A 15551-nucleotide genomic window follows, 5' to 3' on the forward strand; every position below is an offset into this window, starting at 1 on the left:
GCGGCTCCGGTTGCGGGGCGTCGGTTCAGGCGAGACCGGCGAAGCCCATGAAGGCGAGCGAGAGCAGTCCGGCGACGATGAAGGCGATCGGCGCCCCGGCGAAGGTCGCTGGCACCTCGGCCACCGCCAGGCGCTCGCGCAGCCCGGCGAAGAGCACCATCACCAGGGTGAAGCCGAGCGCCGAGCCGAGCCCGTAGAGCACGCTCTCGAAGAAGTCGTGGGACTGCTGCACGTTGAGCAGGGCGACGCCGAGTACCGCGCAGTTGGTGGTGATCAGCGGCAGGAAAATGCCCAGCACTTGATAGAGCGCGGGCGAGATCCGGCGCACCGCCAGCTCGGTGAACTGGACCACCGCGGCGATCACCAGGATGAAGCTGAGGATGCGCAGATAACCCAGCCCGAGCGGGCCGAGTACCAGGTGCTCGAGCAGCCAGCCGGCGACCGCGGCCAGGGTCAGCACGAAGGTGGTGGCCAGGCCCATCCCCAGGGCCGAGTCGAGCTTGCTCGACACCCCCATGAAGGGACAGAGCCCGAGGAACTTCACCAGCACCACGTTGTTGACCAGCGCGGTGCCGAGGATCAGCAGCAGATACTCGCCCATGGATGGCGGTCCTCACGATAGCGGCATGCGTCTGTCACGCCATCAAGCAAACGTTGTGCCTGATGTCTGGTTTGACCCTGAATGGGGCGTCAGCCGTGCCCGTGCACCGTGTTTGGGCGATGCGTGGCTGTCGGGGTGGCAACAGCCTGTGTGCTTGATGTGTATCTCCTTGTCGTAAAGGCGACAAGTTTGGGTGGGTTAGTCCGGTGGTCGCCGTCTTCTTGAACACGGTATGCGGATTGCTTGAGGATCCCCAGACCCATTGCCCCGAGGAGATGCCCGTGTCGCCCCAGCAAGCCCCGGAGGCCACCGAGGAGGCCGTGATCAACGCCCTCGGCGCCTTTCTCGCCGCCCCGCCCGAGGGCACCCCACCCGAGGTGGTGGAGGCGCTCACCCTGATGGGGGGCAACCCCAAGGACCCCCTGCCGCCCCGGCTGTTCTTCGAGGCGGTGGAGCAGTCGCCGCTGGCGATCTCGATCACCGACGCGCGCGCGACCATCCTCTATGCCAACCGCGCCTTCGAGCTGCTCACCGGCTATGCCCGCGCCGAGGTGCTGGGGCGCAACGAATCGATCCTCTCCAACAAGGCCACGCCGACGAGTGTCTATCGTCATCTGTGGCGTACCCTCCAGCAGCGTCAGCCCTGGACCGGGACCCTGGTCAACCGCACCCGGGCCGGCACCGACTATCTCGCCGAGCTGACCATCGCCCCGGTGCTCGATCGCGACGGCGTGTTGCGCTACTTCCTCGGTATGCACCGCGATGTCACCAAGGTCCACGAACTCGAGGTCGCGGTGCGCCAGCAGAAGGCGCGGGTCGAGACCGTGCTCGATGCCGCCCCGGCGTTGATCGTGCTGCTCGATCACGAGGGCCGGATCATCCTCGACAACCAGGAGTACAAGAAGCTGCTCGGTGACCTGCGCGGTCGTGAGCCGTTGGAGGTGCTGCGCGCAGCGCTACGCGAGCAGGTCGGGGTGGACGTGGTCGAGGCCGGGGTCGCTGGCCAGGGGTTCAAGAATCTGGAGGTCGGTATCGAGATCCCGGGTGGGGGCGGAGCGCGCTGGTTCGTCTGCTCGGCGACCCCGGTCGACGAGTCCGACGTCTCGGCGCGCAACTACTTTGGGCGTGCCGCGGGGGATGAGCGGCGGGTGTTGCTGCTCGCCAACGAGGTCACCAGTCGGCGTCGCGAGATCGAGCGCTCGCACCTCGAGCATCTGCGCGCCCGGCTCGCCGAGCAGCAGCGCATGCACGGCATGCGTGAGGCGCTGGCCGCGGCCATCTACCAGATCCAGGTCCCGCTCAACGTCATCAACGCCGCTGCCTCGATGTTGCGTGGCGGTGCCGGCAACGTCGACACCCTGACCGGCATGCTCGACCAGATCAGCCGCTCGGGGCAACGTGCGCTCGAGACCCTGACCTCGGCGCTCCCCGAGGAGCCACGCGAGCCGGGGGCGCTGGTCAACGTCAACGAGCTGCTGCGTCAGGTGCTCGAACTCGAGACCGATCGGCTGCTTGCCAACGGGGTGGTGGTCGATTGGCGCCCGGCGGCGGTGCTGCCCGAGTTCACCAGCCACAAGGATCAGCTGCGCGCGCTCTTCAAACACCTGATCGACAACGCCATCCACGCCCTGCGTGAATCGGGGCGGGCACACCGCGAACTGCGTCTGAGTACCCGCGGGGTCGATGCCGGGGTCGAGGTCGAGATCGAGGACAACGGACCAGGGATCGTCCCGGAGGACCGCTATCGTGTCTTCGAACCCTTCTTCATCGGCTGGCGGCAACGTCGCGGACACGCCGGGATGGGGTTGGCGTTGGCCCAGGAGATCGCCAGTGCCCACAGCGGTTCGATCGAGGTCGATACGACGGTGGTCTCGGGCTGTCGCGTGCGGCTGATGCTCAACACCCTGTCGCAGGAAGGCTGATCGTGGTCGAGGAACTCATGCGCTCACCCATCCCTGGGGTGTCGGCGCCGCGCGAGGATGCGCGCCGGCTCGCCCTGCTCGAATCCCAGCTCGGGGTGTTGTTCGAGGTCAGCAGCGTGCTCAGCCGCTCGCTCGACCTGCGCCAAACCCTCAGCGCCGTGCTCTCGGTGCTCGACGCGCAGGGGCGGTTACGTCACGGCATGGTCAGCCTGCTCGACGACGAGCGTGGCGAGCTGCTTATCGGTGCGCTCCACGACTCGGCGGCGGCGCCCTTCGAGACCGTCAGCTATCGCCCCGGTGAGGGCGTAATCGGCCAGATCCTGGCCAGTAATGCGCCCTGGATCCTGCCACGCACCGGCGACGAGCCACGCTTTCTCGATCGTCTCAACCTCTACGACCCGGAGCTTCCCTTCATCGGGGTCCCGATTCGCCTCGGCGAGGCCGGCGCGGTGGGGGTGCTCGCCGCCCAGCCGCTCGAGGGCGACGCGCTGCTCGAACAGCGCGCTCACTTCCTCGAGATGGTCGCCAACCTGATCGGTCAGGCGGTGCGCCTGGCGCGGCGTGTCGAGGCCGAGCAACGGGCGCTGCGCGAGGAGCGCGACACCCTTAGGCGCGAGGTGCGCGGTGCCCACGGCTTCGACAGCATCATCGGGCGCGCCGCTGCCATGCGTCTGGTCTTCGAGCAGGTGCGCCAGGTGGCCAAGTGGAACACCACGGTGCTGATCCGCGGCGAGTCGGGCACCGGCAAGGAGTTGATCGCCAACGCCATCCACTACAACTCGCCGCGCGCGCGCGGCGCCTTCGTCCGCCTCAATTGTGCGGCGTTGCCCGACAACCTGCTCGAGAGCGAGCTGTTCGGCCACGAGAAGGGCGCCTTCACCGGCGCGGCGAGTCAGCGCAAGGGGCGTTTCGAGCAGGCCGACGGCGGTACCCTGTTCCTCGACGAGATCGGCGAGATCAGTCCCGCCTTCCAGGCCAAGCTGCTGCGGGTGTTGCAGGAGGGCGAGTTCGAGCGCGTCGGTGGTACCCGGACGCTCAAGGTCGACGTGCGGGTGATCACGGCGACCAATCGCGATCTCGAGGGCGATGTCCGCGACGGTGGGTTTCGCGAGGACCTCTACTATCGGCTCAACGTGATGCCGATCCGTATGCCGCCGCTGCGCGAGCGGCTCGAGGACGTGCCCGAGCTGGCTCGCTTCCTGGTCGACAAGATCGCCCGCGTCCAGGGGCGCACGCTCAGTATCAGCGATAGCGCGCTGCGGGTGCTGATGTGTCACGACTGGCCGGGCAACGTGCGCGAGCTGGAGAACTGTCTGGAGCGTGCCGCGGTGATGAGCGTCGACGGGCGCATCGATCGCGAGGTGATCGATGCCACCGGGCTCGATGTCAGTGCCATGGCCAACGAACCGCCGCGCCCGGTGTCGCGCCCGGGGGCGCCGCGGATCGACTTCAACGACCCCAAGCTCGACGAGCGCGAGCGGGTGATCGCGGCGCTGGAGGAGGCCGGCTGGGTGCAGGCCAAGGCGGCGCGGCTGCTCAACATGACCCCGCGCCAGATCGCCTATCGTATCCAGACGCTCAACATCAAGGTGCGCCAGTTCTGAGTCGTCAGCGCGGTAGGCGGATGATGCGCTCGACCAGTGGGATGCGGCGCAGTCGGCGCATGATCTGGGCGAGGTGGACGCGGCTGCGCACCAGGATCACGAACTCCAGCGCGGTGGTCATGCCCTCCTTCTCGCAGGAGACCACGGTCTCGATGTTCGAGCCCTGCTCGGCGACGGCGCTGGCGACCACCGCCAGGGCGCCGCGGCGATTGCCGATCTCGACGCGGATCTCGGTGGAGAATTCGCCCTCGGGGGCGCCCGCCCACTCCACTGCCAGGCGACGATCACGCTTGCGCTCGGGGCTGCCGAGATTGCGACACTCGCTGCGATGGACGACGATGCCGCGTCCGGGGCTGAACTGGGCGGCGATGGTATCGCCCGGGATCGGACGACAGCAGCGCGCGAAGCTCACCACCATGCCCTCGGTGCCGCGGATCGCCAAGCGCCCGGGGTGGGCTTTGGCCTCATGACGGGCCTCGGCGCTGAGTTCTTCGAGTTCGGCGCCGACGAGTCGGCGTGCGACCAGGGCGGCGAGTCGGTTACCGAGTCCGATATCGACGAGCAGGGCGTCGAGGTTGGCGAGCTTGGCCTCGTCGAGATAGGCGGCGAGACGGGGGGCGGCGACCTGTTCGAGATCGAGTTCGAACACCGAGAGTTCGGCGTTGAGCAGCCGCTTGCCGAGTCCGAGCGCCTCGCGCTGCTTGAGGTTCTTGAGATAGCTGCGGATGCTGGCGCGGGCCTTGCCTGTAGTGACGAAATTCAGCCAGGAGGCGTTGGGCTTGGCCCCGGGGGCGGTGATGATCTCGACGCGCTGACCGCTGCGCAGCACCGTGCTGAGTGCCACTAAACGGCGGTCGACGCGGGCGGCGACACAGGTGTTGCCGATATCGGAGTGGATGGCGAAGGCGAAGTCGACGACGGTGGCGCCGCGTTTGAGGGCGATGATCCGGCCCTTGGGGGTGAAGACATAGACCTCGTCGGGGAAGAGGTCGACCTTGACGTTCTCGAGGAACTCGACCGAGTTACCGGCCTCGCGCTGCATCTCCAGCAGGTTCTGCAGCCAGTCGGCGGCGAGTGCCGCCGGGTTGGCGCTCTCGCCGCTCTTGTAGAGCCAGTGCGCGGCGATCCCCGACTCGGCCATGCGCTGCATGTCCTCGGTGCGGATCTGCACCTCGATCTGCACCCCTTGGGGGCCGACCAGGACGGTGTGCAGCGACTGGTAGCCGTTGGCCTTGGGGATGGCGATATAGTCCTTGAAGCGTCCGGGGACCGGTTTGTAGAGGTTGTGGACCATGCCGAGCACCCGGTAGCAGGTGTCGACCCGGTCGACGATCACCCGGAAGGCGAAGACGTCGATCACCTCCTCGAAGGCGCGCTGCTTGTCGCGCATCTTGCGATAGATGCCGTAGAGGTGTTTGCGTCGCCCCTCGACGCTGCCGGGAATCGCCTCTTGGGCGAGGGTCTCGCGCAGCGCGTGTTCGACGGCGCTGATCATCTCGATGCGCGCTCCCTGGGTGCGTTGCACCGCGCGGTGGATGACCTGGCGCCGCCACGGCCAGTGGTGCTCGAAGCCCAGCTCCTCGAGTTCGATACGGACCCGGTTGATGCCCAGTCGATTGGCGATCGGGGCGTAGATCTCCAGGGTCTCGCGCGAGATCCGGCGGCAGGCCTCGGGGCGCATCGCGTCGAGGGTGCGCATGTTGTGCAGGCGGTCGGCGAGCTTGATGAGGATCACGCGGATGTCGCGGGTCATCGCCAGCAGCATCTTCTGCAGGCTCGCCGCCTGTGCCTCGGCGCGTGAGCCGAAGTCGATCTGCGAGAGCTTGCTGACCCCGTCGACCAGCTCGGCGACCTCGTCGCCGAAGGTCGCGGCGACCTCGGCCTTGGCGATGTCGGTGTCCTCGATGACGTCGTGCAGCAGCGCCGCCATCAGGCACTTGTAGTCCATATGCATCCCGGCGAGGATGCGGGCCACCGCGACCGGGTGGTAGATGTAGGGCTCGCCGGACTTGCGCTTCTGGCCGTCGTGGGCCTCGGCGCCGAACAGATAGGCGCGGTAGAACTCGCGGATCTGATCGGGGGGGAGATAGGTGTCGAGATAAGCGCAGAGGTCGCTGATGAGATAGCGCGGCGGTTCGGCGCAACGGGGCGGTTCGGGCGCGCGGGCGGTGGGCGGCGCGGCGGTCAGCGGATCGGCGGGCATGGACGGCGCGATGCGGGGGTGGGGGTTGATCCATGCGTGCGCCACCGGGCGTGTTGCCGGTGTGCACGCCCGGGTGCGGGTCCGGTGGCCCGCGGCGAGGACACGGCTAACGCGCCTCGTTGCGTGGCGCCTCGGTCGCGGCCAGTTCAGCGGCGAGCGCCTGCTCGAGCGAGGCGGCCTCGTCGATCTCGCTCTGTGCCTCCTGAATGGTGCTCTTGGAGACGTTCTCTGCGGCGATCTCGCGCAGCGCCATCACCGTCGGCTTGTCGTTCTCCCAGGGCAGGGTGGGCTCGACGCCATTGGCGAGCTGGCGCGCGCGCTTGGTCGCGAGCAGCACCAGATCGAAGCGGTTGTCGACGTTCTTGAGGCAGTCCTCGACAGTAATTCTTGCCATGGTCGGGTGATCTCTAAAAAGCTATTTCCGAAGCGGATGAGTCCGGGGCGGACCGGGTGTCTCGACGCGCTGTATGGCGTCGCGACGGGGTCTCGGGGCGGTCCTGGTGACGGCCCGCGAACAGGGTGTGAACAGCCTCCAGACTACCACAAGATCGCGGCGCCCAAACAGGGTGCCGGCGGTCGTGGTCGGTCTCTTCTCCGATTCCTAGTTGGTGGCGTTCGGGTCGGGCCCCAAGGGTGTTCGCGCACGCCCGGCGCCGGGGCCGGTCAGTCGCCGAGCAGCTCGGTGAGCTTGGGTTGCTGGCGTGGTTGGCGTTGGCGCTCGGCGGCGATGATCGCCGTCAGGGTGGTGAGTGCGTCCTCGAAGTCGCCGTTGACCACCAGGTAATCGTATTCGTCGCCGTGGATCATCTCGTCGCGTGCCTGGGCCATGCGTTCGGCGATCACGGTGTCGCTGTCGGTGCCGCGTCCACGCAGCCGGCGTTCGAGTTCGGTGATCGAGGGCGGTAGCACGAAGATGCTCACCGCCTCGGGGATACGAGCACGGACCTGACGCGCGCCCTGCCAATCGATCTCAAGGATCAGGTCCTCGCCGGCCTCGAGGCGCGCGCGCACGTCCTGCTCGCGGGTGCCGTAGAGGTTGCCGAAGACCTCGGCCGACTCGAGGAAGTCGCCGGCGGCGATCGCCTGCTCGAAGCGTTCGCGGGCGAGGAAGTGATAGTGGACGCCGTCGCGCTCGCCGGTGCGCGGCGCGCGGGTGGTGCAGGAGACCGAGAGCGCGAGCGCGCGATCACGCTCGAGGAGCGCCCGGACCAGACTGGTCTTGCCGGCGCCGGAGGGCGCCGAGACGATGAAGAGGATGCCTTGTCCCATTACGGGTGTGCCTTCGACGGTGGGGGTCCCGCACGCTCGCCGACGGTGTCTGGTGCCGGCGCTGCGGCCGCGAGAACAACGACCCCGGGGCGCGATGCCGGACGCGTCCACGCGTGAATCGAGGCGCGCGAGACGGAAAAAAGGCGAGATTATACGACCCTGCGGGCGCTTGCGTCAGGTTACAAGTCGCGCCTCAGGGGGCGAGCGGGTCGCATCGGCGTGTCGCGAGGGGCGGTGCGTTGTCCGCACCTGGCCATCGCCCGCCAGGCGCAGGCCGTCGGCGGCGACCCGGACGCCCTCGGGCAACGCGTTGCCTGGCTGACGCAACCAGTCGTCGAGGTGATGGCCGACATGGGTCAGCCACAACCGGGGGGCGCCACTCGCGCGCCATAGCGCCAGCGCGGTGGTGAGGTCGTTGTGATTGCGTGGCGGCCGTGGCTGTGGCGGGACGTGGCAGTCGAGCACCAGGGCGGCGACCGGGTGTCGCTGTAGGTGGCGCAGCGTCGTTTCGGGCAGGCCGGCGGTATCGGTCAGGTAGGCGAGCCGATGGCGCTGATGGCGCAGCACATAGCCCTGGGTCGGGCGGGAGTGGCGCAACGGCAGCGGGGTGATGTGCAGGTCGCCGAGGTCGTGTTCGACGAAGGGCGCGAGGGGGGGGCGGAAGTCGAGTACCCCGGGGTGCTTGTAGAGATCATCGGCGCCGATCGGGTCGTCGGGGCGGTGCACCGGGATGCGGGGCGTGCGTTCGCACCAGCGCAGCGGGAACAGCCCCTGGACGTGATCCATGTGGAAGTGGGTGAGGAGAATGCGACGGATCTGGCCGAAGGCGAAGCGGCGTGCGAGGTCGCCGACACCGGCATCGATCAGGGTCACGCCGGTCTCGGTGTGAACGGCCACACAGGCGCTCTCGCGCCGGCGCGCGGGGTCAGCGCTGGCGCGCCGGCAGGCCGGGCAGTCGCATCCCCACACCGGGACGCCGGCGGCGTCACCCGTGCCGATGAACTCGATCTCAAACATCGGCGGGTGCTCCGAGATGGGCGAGCAACAGGCGCTGTAGCCGTGTGAGCGCGGCGTCGAGGTCGCCGTTGTTGTCGATTCGCAGCGTCTGTCCCCGTCGTTCGCGTTCGAGTCGGGCGTTGCGGGCGAGACGGGCGCTGATCGCCGCCTCGTCCTCACGTCCGCGCGCGCGCAGTCGTTGTCGCAGGCGTTGCGGGTCGACCCGCACCTCCACCGGCATCAGTCGTTCGCCGAAGCAGCGCCGGGCCTGTTCGAGGTGGGCACGCGAGCCGTTGGCGATTACCGACTGGCCGCTGTCCAGCCAGGCGTCGAGTTCGATACCGAGGGCGTAGCGGCAACCGTTGGCCTGCCAGTGCAGCTTGAACAGCCCACGCTCGAGCCGTTGCGCGAATTCCTCGGCGCTCAGCGCGATGTGGTTCTCGCCGCCGGCGTGCCAGTCGCGGGTGATGTAACGGTGGGCGAAGAGCAGCGGCGCGCGCCCGCCGAGGCGCTGGCGCAGCCCCTGGAGCAGGGCGTCCTTGCCGCTGCCCGAGGGGCCGATCAGGTAGAACAGCGTGGCCATGATGTGCTCAGAACACCCGCTCGCCGTCCTTCCACACCCGATGGATGTGGGCGTGGTCGTCGATCGCCTCGCACCACACCAGATCGGCCTTGAGCCCGGGGGCGATACGACCGCGATCGCGTAGGCCGGCAGCGGCGGCGGGGCGGGTGCTGACCAGCGCGGTGGCGGCGGCGAGGTCGTAGTCGTTGCGCGCGTCGCCGGCGAGCTTGAAGACCGCATCGAGCAGGCTCGCCGGGTAATAGTCGCTGGAGAGGATGTCGAGCAAGCCCGCGCTGGCGAGGGTGTGGGCGGCGATGTTGCCCGAGTGTGAGCCGCCACGCACCACGTTGGGCGCGCCCATCAGCACGGCGATGCCGCGGTCGTGGGAGGCGCGTGCGGCCTCGTGGGTGGTGGGGAACTCGGCGATGACCATGCCCAGGGTGTGCGACTCCTCGACATGTGCGCTGGTGGCGTCGTCGTGGCTCGCCAGCGGGATGCCGTGCTCGCGGCAACTGGCACAGATCGCTTGGCGATAACGGTCGCTGTAGCGGCGACTGGCCTCGCTCTGACGGGCGACGAAGGTCTCGAGTTCGGCGTCGCTGAGCTTGTACTTGCCCTGGTAGTACTCGCGGTACTTGACCGGGTCGGCGAACTGGCGCTGGCCGGGTGAGTGATCCATCACCGAGACCAGCTGCGGCGGGTGCTCGACGAGTAGTCGCTCGAAGTTCTCCAGGGTGTCGGCATGGCTGACCTCGCAGCGCAGGTGCAGCAGGTGCTCGGCGCGGGTCAGGCCGCGGCGGCGGCACGTCTCGAGCGCCTCGGCCATGCGGGTCAGGTTGCCGACGCGCTCGCTGCGCTCGATCACGTCGCCGATGGCGATGGCATCGAAGACCGTGGTGATGCCGGCGCTGATCATCTGCGCGTCGTGTACCTTGAACGCCTGCGTCCCCGGCCAGGCGACCCCGGGGCGCGGGGTGAAGTGCTTCTCCATGTTGTCGGTGTGCAGCTCGATCAGCCCCGGCAGCAGGTAGCCCCCGGCGCAGTCGAGCGCCCCGGGCAGATTGGTGGTGGCGCTGTCGAGCGCGCTGATGCGACCGTCGCGGATCTCCAGCGAGCCGTGGATGATGTCGTCGTCGAGGACGATGCGGGCGTTGGTCAGAATCACGAGGCCATCCTGTCGGTTGCGGCTTGGGGTTGGACGTGGAAGATCCGGTCGGCGACGGCGTCGCGCACCTCGCTGTCGTGGAAGATGCCGACGATGGCGGTGCCGCGATCGCGCGCTTGGCCGATCAGCTCGACCACGGTGGCGGCGTTGCGCCGGTCGAGCGAGGCGGTGGGCTCGTCGAGCAGCAGGATCGGGTAGTCGACGATGAAGCCGCGGGCGATGTTGACGCGTTGTTGTTCGCCGCCGGAGAAGGTCCCGGGCGGTAGCGACCACAGCCGCTGCGGGATGTGCAGCCGTTCGAGCAGCTCGCCGGCACGGGCCTGGGCCTGGGCGGTCTCGACACCGCGCAGGCGCAGTGGCTCGGCGACTACCTCCAGGGTCGGGACCCGGGGGATGACGCGCAGGAACTGGCTGACATAACCGATGGTCTCGCGGCGGATCTGCAGCAGCGTCTGGCTGTCGGCGCCGCTCAGCGCCACCAGCTCGCCGCGATGACGGACATGGATGCTGCCGCTGGTGGGCAGATAGTTGGCATAGAGCGAGCGCAGCAGGGTGCTCTTGCCCGAGCCGCTCTCGCCGAACAGTACCGTGCACTCACCGCGCTTGGCGGTGAAGTCGATGCCGCGGAACACGGGCAGCTGGGTGCCGCCCTGGTTGTGCAGGGTGAAGACCTTGGTCAGTCCCCGCACCTCGATCATGGTCTGCATCGGATCGTCTCCGGGGTCAGGCGGTGAGGACGGAGGACACCAGCAGCTGGGTGTAGGCGTGCTGGGGGTCGTCGAGTACCTGGTCGGTGAGGCCGCTCTCGACGACCTGGCTGCGGCGCATCACGATCAGCCGCTGGGCGAGCAGTCGTGCCACCGCCAGGTCGTGGGTGACGATCACCACCGCCAGCCCGAGCTCGGTGACCAGCTGGCGCAGCAGGTCGAGCAGCCGCGCCTGGACCGAGACATCGAGCCCGCCGGTGGGCTCGTCCATGAACACCAGACGCGGATGGGTGACCAGGTTGCGGGCGATCTGCAGCCGTTGCTGCATGCCGCCGGAGTAGGTCGTCGGTCGATCGTCGATCCGCCCGACGTCGAGCTCGACGTCACGCATCCAGCGCGCGGCGGTGGCGCGTAGCTGGCCGTAGTGGCGCTCGCCGGTGGCCATCAGTCGCTCGCCGATGTTGGCCCCGCCGGAGACGCCCATGCGCAGCCCGTCGCGGGCGTGCTGGTGGACGATGCCCCACTCGGTGCGTTGCAGTTGACGCTGACGCGCCTCGCTGAGCTGGTAGAGATCGACGGTCTCGCCCGCGTCGGTGCGATAGAGGATCGATCCCGAGTCCGGCGCCAGTCGCGCCGACAGGCAGCTCAGCAGGGTCGACTTACCGGAGCCGGACTCGCCGACGATGCCGAGCACCTCACCGGGATAGAGATCGAAGCTGACCTCGCGACAGCCCTTGCCCGGGGCGTGGAGCTTGGTGAGCTGGCGCACCTGCAGCAGTGGTTCGCGGTTCATGCCTTCTCCTCCTGGCGTGCCAGGCGTGTGCGGCAGTAGTCGGTGTCGGAGCAGATGAAGGTGTGGCCACCCTGGTCGTCCAGGATCACCTCATCGAGGAAGCTGTCGGTAGCGCCGCAGATGGCGCAGCACTGGTCCCAGCGCTGGACCTCGAAGGGGTGGTCGGCGAAGTCGAGGCTACGCACCTCGGTGTAGGGCGGGACGGCATAGATGCGTTTCTCGCGCCCGGCGCCGAACAGCTGCAGCGCCGGTGAGTGGTCCATCTTCGGGTTGTCGAACTTGGGGATCGGCGAGGGATCCATCACATAGCGCCCGTTTACCCGTACCGGATAGGCGTAGGAGGTGGCGATGTGACCGAATTGGGCGATGTCCTCATAAAGCTTGATGTGCATCACCCCGTAATCCTCGAGCGCGTGCATCTTGCGCGTCTCCACCTCGCTCGGTTCGATGAAGCGCAACGGCTCCGGGATGGGGACCTGATAGACCAGGATCTGGTCCTCGTGCAGCGGGGTCTCGGGGATGCGGTGCCGGGTCTGGATCAGCGTCGCCTGCTCGGTGCGCTCGGTGGTCGCGACCCCGGTGAGATCCCGGAAGAAGGCGCGGATGCTGACCGCGTTGGTGGTGTCGTCGGCGCCCTGGTCGATCACCTTGAGGCAGTCGTCACGACCGATGATCGCGGCGCTCACCTGCATGCCGCCGGTGCCCCAGCCGTAGGGCATCGGCATCTCGCGACCGCCGAAGGGCACCTGATAACCGGGGATGGCCACCGCCTTGAGCAGGGCGCGCCGGATCATGCCCTTGGTCTGCTCGTCGAGATAGGCGAAGTTGTAGCCGGCACGGGTGGCGGGTGCGCTCATGCCGGATCCTCCTCGCCGGCGCTGTCGGCAGCGGCGCGGATACGGCGCAGCAGCTCCAGTTCGGACTGGAAGTCGACATAGTGCGGCAGCTTGAGATGGGAGACGAAGCCGGCGGCCTCGACGTTGTCGCAGTGCGAGAGCACGAACTCCTCCTGTTGTGCCGGCGAGACCGCGGTCTCGCCATGGTCCTCGGCCTGCAGGGCGCGATCGACCAGCGCCATGGCCATCGCCTTGCGCTCGCACTGGCCGAGTCCGAGCCCGTAGCCGCGGGTGAAACGCACCTCGCCGTCGTCGTGCCGGGTGAAGCCGTTGACCGTCTCGCACTCGGTGACCTGGAGGGTGCCGATGGTGATCGGGAAGCCCAGTTCCTCGGGGACGATCTCGACCTCGACCTCACCGATGCGGATCTCGCCGGCGAAGGGGTGGTTGCGGCCGTAGCCGCGCTGGGTGGAATAGCCCAACGCCAGCAGGAAGCCCTCGTCACCGCGCACCAGCGCCTGCAGTCGGGCGCTGCGGTCACAGGGATAGGTCGGCGGGTCCTGGGTGATGTCGGTCGGCTCGTCGCCGCGGTCGTGCTCGCCGATCATCAGCCCCTCGCGCTCGAGCAGCTCCAGCACGCGCGGGGTCGGTGGCGGCTGCGACGCTGCTGGTGCGGTGTCGACCGTCTCCGACGGCGGTGCCGGTGCGGCGGGTTCACCCTCGGCCAGCAGGCTGAAGTCGAGCAGGCGGTGGGTGTAGTCGAAGGTCGGGCCGAGCACTTGTCCTCCGGGCAGATCCTTGTAGGTCGCCGAGATCCGCCGCTCGATGTGCATGTGCGTGGTGTCGATCGGCTCACTGCTGGTGAAGCGCGGCAAGGTGGTGCGATAGGCACGCAGCAGGAAGATCGCCTCGACCAGATCGCCGGCGGCCTGCTTGATCGCCAGCGCCGCCAGCTCGCGGTCGTAGACCGAGCCCTCGGTCATCACCCGGTCGACGGCCAGCGCCAGTTGTTGGTCAATCTGCGCGACCCCGATCTCGGGGGTCTCGGGCGCGCCTCGGCGCCGTTTGGCGAGCAGCGTGTGGGCCGCGGCGATGGCACGCTCCCCGCCTTTGACTGCGACATACATCAGTTCACCTCCACACGGGTCGTGCGTGGGATGGCCGCGACCTGATCCTGGGCCAGCAGCACCAGGTCGAGACCGAGTGGGAAGGGGTGGGGCCGTTCGACCAGATAGCGCGTCAGCCGGGTGTCGAGCCCGGTCACGCCCAACTGGCGCGATGTGGCGATGCCCGGCCCGGACAGGCGCAGCGCGGTGGCCTGCTCGGTGGCGGTGGTGGCCAGCGCCTCGACCTGGACGAGCAGGGTGCAGCTGCGATCGGGGTACTCGGCGGTGCCGGCACGCAGCGTCATCAGCTCGGGGAGTTCGCCGGCACGGGCAAGCACGAAGTCGGCCGCAGCGGGGTCGACGACGATCCGGCAACCGCTGTGGAAGCCGAGGTTGGCGCGGACCGTCTCGGTGTCGAGCGCACCGCCGAGCCATAGGGTCGTGGTGGCGTCGAGCAGTGTCTGGCAGGCGCTGAAGGTCGCAGGGGTGAGCGTGTCGAGCGCGGTGGCGGCGGCCAATGGCCGGATCACGCCCGGCTCACTCATCACCTTGAGCAGGTGGCGGAAGGCCTGTTGGCTGTCCTCGACCGGGTTGGCGAAGCCGGCCTGCAGCTGTGGTTGCGACATCGGTCAATCCTCTCCTCGGACCAGGGTGAAGAAGTCCACCCGAGTGGTCTCGACGTCGCGCTGCTCGGTGTGACGCGCGCGCTGTCGTTGTCGTTCCAGGGGTTCGATCACCCGCTGGTGCAGGTGGGCGTCGAACTGCGGGGTCTGCAGCAGGGCGTCGAGCTGTGCGGCGCGCAGTGCATGGGGCTTGCTGCGACCGGCGACCTGGCCGTGACCAGTGGTGCCGAAGTGCGAGCGCACGACACAGCGCGTCAGGGTCATGTCGCCGAGATTGAAGGCGGCGCCGGTGCCACCGGCGCGTGCGCGAACCTGGACGAGACCGATCTCGGGGGCACGGATCAGCTCGAACTCGGCATCGGCGATGGCGGGCTCGGAGAGTTGCAGCAGGGTGTCGGTCGGCGCCTGGGCGAGTACCGACATCCAGTGTCGGCGGCGCGCGATGTCAGGGGTCATGGCTTGGGCTCCATGCTGTATTCGAAGAGATCGCTGCGGCTGCGCGAGATCGAGTACTCGCGCAATCGGTCGCTGTGGCGGCAGTAATTGCGGGTATGGACCTCCATCACTGGGGTGCCGCGACCGATGGCGAGCTGGGCGCGCTCGTCGAGCGTCGGCATGCGCGCGCGCAGTCGGGTGGTGCCGCGGCGCAGCTCGATGCCGTAATGCTCGCGCAGGAAGGCGTGCAATGAGGGGCCGGTGAAGGCCGCGAGCGCGTCCTCGGGCAGGTCGAACAGGAAGTGGCGGATCAGACATACCGGCTCACCCTCGATCAGGCGGCGGGTGTGCAGCTCCAGCACTCGGGTACTTGGGCTGAGGTCGAGTCGTCCGGCCAGCGCCACGGGCAGTTCGGTGGCGCGCCAGCCCTGGATCTCGGTGGCCAGGCCGAGCCCGAGCTGGTCGAGGTTGTGGGAGAAGGCGGCGTGATCGTGCAGGGCATAGTCGATCGGGGTCTGCACGATGCGGCAGCCAAGACCCTGGTAGCGGCGCACCAAGCCGTCGTGCACCAGCTCGTCGATGGCGCGACGGATGGTGTGGCGGTTGACCGCGAAGCGCTCGGCGAGCTGGCCCTCGGAGGGCAGCAGCTCACCGGCGCGGTAGTGGCCGCGGATCTCGTCGTGCAACTGGGCTGCGATGTCGCGGTATCGGCTCATTTGTCTATACAAG

General features: G+C 68.4%; 16 protein-coding genes. 2 read left to right on the forward strand and 14 right to left on the reverse strand.

The genetic code is table 11. The features are described 5' to 3' along the window. Positions 1-25: 25 nt before the first annotated feature. A complete protein-coding gene (rsxA, locus tag HF203_RS06960) occupies positions 26-601 on the reverse strand; it encodes an electron transport complex subunit RsxA (protein ID WP_168668010.1) in 576 nt (191 codons plus the stop codon). A 275-nt stretch (positions 602-876) separates the two neighbouring features. Here rsxA and nifL point away from each other — a divergent pair, with 275 nt between their 5' ends. Both nifL and nifA read left to right on the forward strand, forming a co-directional pair. Continuing rightward, entirely contained in the window at positions 877-2523 is a 1647-nt protein-coding gene (nifL, locus tag HF203_RS06965; RefSeq protein ID WP_168668012.1) for a nitrogen fixation negative regulator NifL, read from the forward strand. A 17-nt stretch (positions 2524-2540) separates the two neighbouring features. Beyond that, a complete protein-coding gene (nifA, locus tag HF203_RS06970) occupies positions 2541-4127 on the forward strand; it encodes a nif-specific transcriptional activator NifA (RefSeq protein ID WP_168668014.1) in 1587 nt (528 codons plus the stop codon). Positions 4128-4131: 4 nt separating this feature from the next. Here the strand turns inward: nifA and HF203_RS06975 are convergent, their stop codons facing one another. The 13 genes from HF203_RS06975 to phnF all read right to left on the reverse strand — a co-directional run bounded on the left by HF203_RS06975 (position 4132) and on the right by phnF (position 15538). Continuing rightward, the gene (locus HF203_RS06975; protein ID WP_246221685.1) at positions 4132-6330 is read right to left on the reverse strand and encodes a RelA/SpoT family protein; all 2199 of its coding nucleotides are present in this window, start codon (positions 6328-6330) and stop codon (positions 4132-4134) included. A 106-nt stretch (positions 6331-6436) separates the two neighbouring features. Beyond that, a complete protein-coding gene (gene rpoZ, locus HF203_RS06980) occupies positions 6437-6724 on the reverse strand; it encodes a DNA-directed RNA polymerase subunit omega (protein WP_168668016.1) in 288 nt (95 codons plus the stop codon). Between the two features lie 269 nt (positions 6725-6993). Then, the gene (gmk, locus tag HF203_RS06985) at positions 6994-7599 is read right to left on the reverse strand and encodes a guanylate kinase (RefSeq protein WP_168668018.1); all 606 of its coding nucleotides are present in this window, start codon (positions 7597-7599) and stop codon (positions 6994-6996) included. 174 nt (positions 7600-7773) lie between these two features. Continuing rightward, positions 7774-8616 (reverse strand): phosphonate metabolism protein PhnP, encoded by an 843-nt coding sequence (gene phnP / locus HF203_RS06990; RefSeq protein ID WP_168668020.1) that lies wholly within the window; start codon positions 8614-8616, stop codon positions 7774-7776. Further along, entirely contained in the window at positions 8609-9178 is a 570-nt protein-coding gene (gene phnN / locus HF203_RS06995; protein ID WP_210424673.1) for a ribose 1,5-bisphosphokinase, read from the reverse strand. Before phnN ends, phnP begins: the two co-directional genes overlap by 8 nt. 7 nt (positions 9179-9185) lie before the next feature. Further along, positions 9186-10322 carry an alpha-D-ribose 1-methylphosphonate 5-triphosphate diphosphatase gene (gene phnM / locus HF203_RS07000; protein ID WP_210424674.1) on the reverse strand — a complete coding sequence of 379 codons (1137 nt, stop codon included), beginning with the start codon at positions 10320-10322 and terminating at the stop codon, positions 9186-9188. Next, complete coding sequence (gene phnL, locus HF203_RS16100; RefSeq protein ID WP_210424675.1) at positions 10319-11029, reverse strand: phosphonate C-P lyase system protein PhnL; 711 nt, start codon at positions 11027-11029, stop codon at positions 10319-10321. Before phnL ends, phnM begins: the two co-directional genes overlap by 4 nt. A 16-nt stretch (positions 11030-11045) precedes the next feature. Continuing rightward, entirely contained in the window at positions 11046-11822 is a 777-nt protein-coding gene (gene phnK / locus HF203_RS07005) for a phosphonate C-P lyase system protein PhnK (protein ID WP_168668025.1), read from the reverse strand. Further along, positions 11819-12679 carry an alpha-D-ribose 1-methylphosphonate 5-phosphate C-P-lyase PhnJ gene (locus HF203_RS07010; RefSeq protein WP_168668027.1) on the reverse strand — a complete coding sequence of 287 codons (861 nt, stop codon included), beginning with the start codon at positions 12677-12679 and terminating at the stop codon, positions 11819-11821. Before HF203_RS07010 ends, phnK begins: the two co-directional genes overlap by 4 nt. Next, the gene (locus HF203_RS07015; protein WP_168668029.1) at positions 12676-13785 is read right to left on the reverse strand and encodes a carbon-phosphorus lyase complex subunit; all 1110 of its coding nucleotides are present in this window, start codon (positions 13783-13785) and stop codon (positions 12676-12678) included. Before HF203_RS07015 ends, HF203_RS07010 begins: the two co-directional genes overlap by 4 nt. Further along, on the reverse strand, positions 13785-14390 hold the full coding sequence (phnH, locus tag HF203_RS07020; RefSeq protein WP_168668031.1) for a phosphonate C-P lyase system protein PhnH: 606 nt from the start codon (positions 14388-14390) through the stop codon (positions 13785-13787). Before phnH ends, HF203_RS07015 begins: the two co-directional genes overlap by 1 nt. Positions 14391-14393: 3 nt before the next feature. Beyond that, positions 14394-14843 (reverse strand): phosphonate C-P lyase system protein PhnG, encoded by a 450-nt coding sequence (gene phnG, locus HF203_RS07025; protein ID WP_168668033.1) that lies wholly within the window; start codon positions 14841-14843, stop codon positions 14394-14396. Next, a complete protein-coding gene (gene phnF, locus HF203_RS07030) occupies positions 14840-15538 on the reverse strand; it encodes a phosphonate metabolism transcriptional regulator PhnF (protein ID WP_168668035.1) in 699 nt (232 codons plus the stop codon). Before phnF ends, phnG begins: the two co-directional genes overlap by 4 nt. Positions 15539-15551: the final 13 nt, after the last annotated feature.

It is taken from the genome of Marichromatium bheemlicum, assembly GCF_012276755.1.
Lineage (GTDB): Bacteria > Pseudomonadota > Gammaproteobacteria > Chromatiales > Chromatiaceae > Marichromatium > Marichromatium bheemlicum.